Source organism: Muribacter muris (genome assembly GCF_001038205.1).
Lineage (GTDB): Bacteria > Pseudomonadota > Gammaproteobacteria > Enterobacterales > Pasteurellaceae > Muribacter > Muribacter muris.
The window spans coordinates 1-7,619 of record NZ_JWIZ01000044.1 but is presented as its reverse complement, the minus strand read 5'-3'; the positions used below and the strand labels follow the sequence as shown (position 1 = coordinate 7,619).

The window sequence follows — 7,619 nt, the reverse complement described above, 5'->3', positions numbered from 1 at the left end:
ACCGTACCAGAGGTGAACGATGCGAACAGCAACGGTAAACCAGATGATGTAGATGCGAAGATTGCTGATGCGACAGAGAAAGTGAAAGCGGCAGAGAAAGCGAAAGCGGATGCAGAGAAAGCGAAAGCAGATGCAGAAGCAGACGGTATTGTTACACCGGAAGAGAAAGCAGCGGTTGATGCGGCGAACGAGAAAGTTGGTCCGGCGAAACAAGCGGCAGACGCAGCGGTGAAAGCATTACCAGAGCAACCGGCAGCAGTGAAAGCTGAAAAAGACGGCTTACAAGCTCGTGTTGATGCAGTGAACCCAGTAGTCTCACCAAATGTGAATGACGCGAACAAAAACGGCATTCCGGATGATGTAGATGCGAAGATTGCTGATGCGACAGAGAAAGTGAAAGCGGCAGAGAAAGCGAAAGCGGATGCAGAGAAAGCGAAAGCAGATGCAGAAGCAGACGGTAAGATCACTGCTGACGAAAAAGCAGCAATTGAAGCGGCGAATGCTAAAATTGATCCGCTAAAACAAGTAGCGGACGAAGCGGTGAAAGCGTTACCAGAACAACCGGCAGCAGCGAAAGCCGAGAAAGATAAGTTACAAGGGATTGTCGATGGCATTAGCCCTGTTGCTGTTCCTGATGTTTCTGCACCTGCAACGCCTACGGAAACACCGAATACAGACAACACAGCCAAACCACCAGCTGGGGTGGATGAAACTATCACTGATATTGATAATAACCCAGAGAATGTGTCTCCGAATACACCACCTACTTACCCTGGAGCTAATCTTTTCTTAAGAGGTAACGTGTTACCAGATGCTAGTGCTAAGAGAAAAGCAACTGGGAATACACAGTGGATAGATAATAATGGTAACATTACCTCTGGAAATGGTAATGATATTATTGAGGTTAAGGGCAATCTAGGAAGAGAAGGGAATCCTGGTACTAAATCTATTAACATTAATACAGGTGCTGGTAATGATCAGGTTCTTATAAATGGTAAAAATATCTCTAATACTGTAATTCGGACTGGCAGTGGGGATGATTATATCTTGCTGAATGCTGGATTTGGCTTTAAGACTAAGGCTGCTGGGACTAATATCGTTGATGGCGGTGATGGCAATGACCGGATTGTAGTAGGGCAACCTGATGCGACGCATGCACAAGGAAATGTTCATATAACTGGTGGAGCAGGCGATGATGTTATTGTGCTCACTCACAATTACAATGCACAGCCGATAGGAACCGGAAATTACTATGTATTAAAACCTAATCATCCGGATTATTTGAGTATTGGTGGCAAATATTGGTCTCAGCCTCTTATTGAGGGGGGAGCTGGTTTTGATACGTTACAAATCCAAGGTAATAATACTAAAGTTAATCTACATCATGGTAGGTCTGAAGGTCCTAATGCTAAAGAAGAAGGTATTAAAGGATTTGAAGCTGTCGATATGACCGCACCTGGAAATCAGCATGTGAAAATTACATTATCCGATTTAGTGAATAATGGTACATCTGTTGATGGTAAGAAAGTCTTCTATGTTTCAGGTAATCAAGGCGATAAAATTGATATTTCAGGCTTTAGCAAAGATAATGCTGATAAGTTGCAAAATATCAAAGGAATCGCTTTAGATGGTCAAGAACATAGTTATACCGCTTATAAGTCTGGTAATAATGTGGTCTATGTGGATGATAATCTTTCTCTTGCCCCAATCAATTGGGAGACTTATTAATCTTTCATAAACTTTTTGCGGGGTTATGAGCCCCGCTGTAAATAGTCTAATTGGGAAGGGTACCTTTTCCAATTAGATAACATACAGAGTCCTAGTGCTGTATGTTGATACCTATTAATCCCGAAATCATTTTTGGGGTCAATGAAAACGGTTTAGTCTTTTAAAGCTAAACCGTTTTTCATATTATAGTTATTTAAACCTAGATTATGCGTTAGGCGTTTTTTGAGATAATCAATGGGGCAGTCTCATAATTAGGCAAGCAATTTGCTTTAAAATATTATTACATTTAAATAGATAGTTAATTAAAGATAGTTGTTTAAGGTAGGGCGAAAGTCCATCTTTTCTTAACGGGATACCTGATTTGGTTTGCTAAAGCAGGTATTTTTTACTTTTATAAAGCGGTTTACCGGTATTCTGGCAAATCGCTTTATATTTCAGGAAATGATGTTATTGCAATACAGCGAGTTTATGATGATATTCTCTTAGAAAAGACAATTCCCACGGGATCTGCTAAAATAGCAGTATAAATCCACTTAAAGCGGTTTAAAGCGGTTTTTATCGTCAAAACGCAAGCGTTGTGCGATACATTCTACACGGGTAGTGATTAAAGGCTTTAAGTATCAATCGGTTAAAAGGAAATTTATAATGACAGAGCAAAATCAACCAACTAACTATGATTCTTCAAGCATTAAGGTATTGCGTGGGTTGGATGCCGTACGAAAACGGCCGGGAATGTATATCGGCGATACCGATGACGGCACGGGCTTGCACCATATGGTGTTTGAAGTGGTGGATAATGCGATTGACGAGGCATTGGCGGGGCATTGTAATGATATTGTCGTTACTATTCATTCCGATAATTCGGTGTCGGTGCAAGATGACGGGCGCGGGATTCCGGTCGGCATTCACCCAGAGGAGGGAGTGTCGGCGGCGGAAGTGATTATGACGGTACTGCACGCAGGCGGTAAGTTTGACGACAATTCTTACAAAGTCTCCGGCGGCTTGCACGGCGTGGGGGTGTCGGTGGTGAATGCCTTGTCGTCAAAATTACAGCTCACCATTCGCCGTGAAGGGCTCGTTCACGAACAGTTTTACACTTTAGGCGAACCCGACGCACCGCTCAGTGTGATTGGCGAAACGGAGAAAACCGGTACAACGGTGCGTTTTTGGCCGAGTTATGACATTTTCAAAAATAAAACCGATTTTGAATACAAAATTCTGTCTAAACGTTTGCGTGAGTTGTCATTCTTAAATTCCGGCGTGTCGATCAAATTGGTTGATGAGCGGGGCGGCAAAGAGGAACATTTCAAATATGAGGGTGGTATTCGGGCGTATGTGGAGTATTTAAACGAAGGCAAGAATCATATTCACCCGACTCCGTTCTATCTGTCCACCGAAAAAGACGGCATTGGTGTGGAAGTGTCGTTGCAATGGAACGACAGTTACAATGAAAACGTCTATTGTTTTACCAATAATATTCCGCAGCGGGACGGCGGCACGCACCTTGCCGGTTTCCGTGGCGCATTAACCCGTGCGTTAAAGCATTATATGGATAACAGCGGCAAACTGAAAAAAGCCGATGCCAATATTGATGCCTCCGGCGATGATGCCCGTGAAGGTTTAGTGGCGGTGATTTCTGTGAAAGTGCCTGATCCAAAATTCTCCTCACAAACGAAAGATAAATTGGTCTCTTCAGAAGTGCGTCCGGCGGTAGAAAGTTCAATGAATGAAGCCTTGCAGGATTATTTATTGGAAAACCCGAACGATGCACAAAGTATCGTCAGCAAAATTATTGATGCGGCACGGGCACGTGAAGCGGCTCGGAAAGCCCGTGAAATGACCCGTCGTAAAGGGGCGTTGGATTTGGGCGGCTTACCGGGTAAATTAGCCGATTGTCAGGAAAAAGATCCGGCATTGTCCGAACTCTACTTGGTGGAGGGGGACTCGGCAGGCGGCTCGGCAAAACAGGGGCGGGATCGCAAAAACCAAGCGATTTTGCCGTTAAAAGGGAAAATTCTGAATGTGGAAAAAGCCCGTTTTGACAAGATGCTCTCCTCGCAAGAAGTGGCAACCTTAATCACCGCACTCGGCGCAGGGATCGGGCGTGATGAATATAATATTGAAAAGTTACGTTACCACAAAATCATCATTATGACCGATGCGGACGTGGACGGCGCGCACATTCGCACCCTATTATTGACCTTCTTCTACCGTCAAATGCCGGAGCTGATTGAGCGGGGTTATGTGTATATTGCCCAACCGCCGTTATATAAAGTGAAAAAAGGCAAACAAGAGAAATATATTCAAGATAACGAAGAAATGACCCAATACGAGCTGGCACTCGCATTAGACGGTGCGGCGTTGTATGTGAGCGAAAATGCACCGGCACTCAGCGGTTTAGCCTTGGAAAGTTTAATTTCCGAATATAATGCCGTGCAAAAATTACTGGAGCGGTTGGTGCGCCGTTATCCGTTGGCTCTGTCGAATGAACTGATCTATCACGCGCCGCTTTCAACGGATTTTGTAAAAAATGAAGCGGAAGTAACCGCTTGGGTAAGCACTTTGGTGGACACGCTCAACGCTAAAGATACCGCCGGCAGCACTTATCAAGCCAATGTGTTCTACAATACCGAACGGCATATTTACGAGCCGGAAATTGTCATCAAAACCCACGGTATTGACAGCACTTGCCGCTTGGACTTCAATTTTATCAGTAGCAATGAATACGCCCGTATTACCAAGTTGGGCGAACAACTCAGAGACTTACTTGAACCGACCGCCTATATAATGCGTGGCGAGCGGAAACAGCCGATCGACACCTTCGCACAGGCGATTGATTGGCTAGTGAAAGAATCCCGCAAAGGCTTGACGATTCAACGTTATAAAGGGCTGGGCGAAATGAACCCGGAACAGCTATGGGAAACGACTATGGATCCCGTCGCCCGAAAAATGTTACAGGTTACGATTACCGATGCGATTGCCGCCGATAAGCTCTTTACAACCCTGATGGGTGATGAAGTCGAGCCCCGCCGGGACTTTATCGAAAGCAATGCGCTTTATGCCAATTTAGATATTTAACAAAAAGCCCCGAATTGTCGGGGCTTATTTTTTAGATTTAATAATAGAGAGTAGTCTAGTAGACGGTCAGATTGCCAATATGACATTATTGCAAAATAATTCAAATATCCCACCGCTTGTTTCCTACCAAAACAGCAGAAAATCGCTTATAATCTCGCCCTTTAACGTTCCGAATTTATTTTAAAAAGTTAAGGTAATCAAATGTCTGAACAGGAAAATCAAGAACTGGATCTCAACGGGGAAATGTTAGCCCGCCGTGAGAAACTCAATCAGCTACGTGAACGTGGCAATCCTTTCCCGAACACCTTTCGCCGTGAAGATAAAGCCCTCGATTTACATCAAAAATATGATGACATAGACGGTGAAGAATTAAAAACACAAGCGGTATCAGCGGTGGTTGCCGGGCGGATTATGCTGCGTCGTGCAATGGGAAAAGCGACCTTTATCACCATTCAAGATGTGAGCGGACAAATTCAGCTCTATGTTGCCCGTGATAATCTAGCCGAAGGAGAATACGAAAAAACCGTCGGTTTGTTGGATTTAGGCGATATTATCGGCGTCAAAGGTACATTATTTAAAACCAAAACCGGCGAACTTACCGTGCGAGCAGCCGAATTACAGCTTCTCACCAAAGCATTACGTCCGTTACCAAATAAGCATAAAGGGCTGACCGATCAAGAAACGCGCTATCGCCAACGTTATTTGGATTTAATCGCTAACGAAGAGTCCCGCCGAGCCTTTGTGATCCGCTCGAAAGTGGTGTCCGGCATCCGCCAATTCTTCTTGGAAAAAGATTTTATTGAAGTGGAAACCCCAATGTTGCAAGTTATTCCGGGCGGGGCGGCAGCCAAACCGTTTATTACCCACCATAATGCGTTAGATGTGGATATGTATCTACGCATTGCGCCGGAACTCTATTTGAAACGCCTTGTAGTTGGCGGCTTTGAGCGGGTATTTGAGTTAAACCGCAACTTCCGTAACGAAGGGGTATCGGTACGCCATAACCCTGAATTTACAATGATTGAATACTACCAAGCCTATGCCGATTACCACGATTTAATGGATAACACCGAAGAGTTGTTGCGTAAATTAGCATTGGATATTCTCGGTACGACCACCGTGCCTTACGGCGAATATGTGTTTGATTTCGGCAAACCCTTTGAACGCATCACAATGCACGATGCAATCGTGAAATATGGTAACGGCATTACCCTTGAGCAGTTGCACGATTTTGACCAGACGGTCGCCGTGGCAAAAGGACTGAATATCGAAATCCAAAAATCGTGGGGCTTAGGTTCGGTGGTGAATGCGATTTTTGAAGAAGTGGCGGAGCATCAACTTATTCAACCGACTTTCTTAATGGCACATCCGGCGGAAATCTCCCCGCTTGCCCGCCGTAACGATCAAAATCCGGACGTAACCGACCGTTTTGAACTCTTTATCGGCGGCCGTGAAATCGGCAACGGCTTCTCAGAATTAAACGATGCGGAAGACCAAGCAGAACGCTTTCAAGAGCAAGTGGCAGCGAAAGAAGCCGGTGATGACGAAGCGATGTTCTACGATGATGACTTCGTGGTTGCCCTTGAACACGGCTTACCGCCGACAGCCGGCGAAGGCTTGGGGATTGACCGCTTGGCGATGATTTTTGCCAACGCACCGTCTATCCGTGATGTTATTTTATTCCCGGCAATGCGCCAAAAATAACCTCATATAAAAAGTGGGGAAACAGCAAGCGGTCTGTTTCCCCAATTTCTTACCCTTGCGGCATAATAGCCTTATTTTTGCAAAAATCTCGGCAAATCAACCGCTTGTCTGCTATAAGAGCAGGTTGAACAAGCGGTAGGATTGAGGCGATTTTGTGCAAATTTAAAATAGCAAGGTTATGTATTTGTTGTGTAGTACCAAAAAATGCGTAAATATTACTGCTTGGCGACTTTATATTTGATTAGTATTTGCCGTGAAATAAGTTAATCTTGTTTCCCATAAATTAAGACACGCTTGGTCTGTTTTAGTAAAAGAGTAAAGAGAATGAAGCGTTTTGAGTAATATTAAATAGGCAGTAACGAGTTCAGTTATGTCTTTATCTGCGATTTCTACTCGATCGTGATCGGATAAGAAAAAGATAAAAAATTCTAATACCGGTTCTTGTTCTAATTCAAAATTTTGTATGCTGACTTTCATACAAAATAATAAGGCTAAAAAATAATCCTCATTATTCAGATTATAAAAATCAAGTGTGTTGAGGAAATCGGCGGATATTTGTTTTGCTTGGTAGAAATCTGTTATCGGTAGTTTAAATGCCTCTGCAATATTGTGTTGATGAGGTATGCGGTTTTTGTGTTGTTCAAATACGTTTTTAATTCTCTTACTTAAATTATTCTTATCTATAATCCATTTTATATCGTAAATACCTCGTTCAATATCGTCTCGGCATAAATTAAGTTCATCATAGGATAGCCCTTTGCTTATCTCATTTAAGATAGTTAAGAGTTGATATAGGGTGTCATTCTTTAAGTGAATTATTTCAAAAAAACAAGCCGATATGTCTAAATGATTATAGTAATAACTATAGAGACAATCATTGTATCTCCGAAAGAGATCTAAAAAATAAGGGGCCGTAGTAGATTAGCAAGGATGCTATACTACAAAAATGAAGATAACTCACTGCAAATTAAAGAAAAAAGTTGTTAGTTCAGCTAAGACTGCTCGAATTTTTTTGCAGAAGTGACAGCAAGAACAGCGGCTAATTTGTTTGACATTCAACCGAATACCGCGGTACTGTTTTACCACAAGATTAGACTCGTCATCGCAAA

At 43.2% G+C, this 7,619-nt stretch carries 3 protein-coding genes and 1 pseudogene; all 4 read left to right on the top strand.

Annotated features, from left to right (window positions below):
* A partial coding sequence (locus RO21_RS13120) for a GA-like domain-containing protein (RefSeq protein WP_162198522.1) occupies window positions 1-1,728 on the top strand: 1,728 nt, incomplete at its 5' end.
* Window positions 1,729-2,373: 645 nt separating this feature from the next.
* Complete coding sequence (gyrB, locus tag RO21_RS07445; RefSeq protein ID WP_047977172.1) at window positions 2,374-4,806, top strand: DNA topoisomerase (ATP-hydrolyzing) subunit B; 2,433 nt, start codon at window positions 2,374-2,376, stop codon at window positions 4,804-4,806.
* A 201-nt stretch (window positions 4,807-5,007) separates the two neighbouring features.
* Window positions 5,008-6,510, top strand: a complete 1,503-nt coding sequence (lysS, locus tag RO21_RS07440; protein ID WP_047977171.1) for a lysine--tRNA ligase — start codon at window positions 5,008-5,010, stop codon at window positions 6,508-6,510.
* Between the two features lie 946 nt (window positions 6,511-7,456).
* Window positions 7,457-7,619: pseudogene (locus tag RO21_RS13115) on the top strand (IS1595 family transposase); the annotation flags it as partial.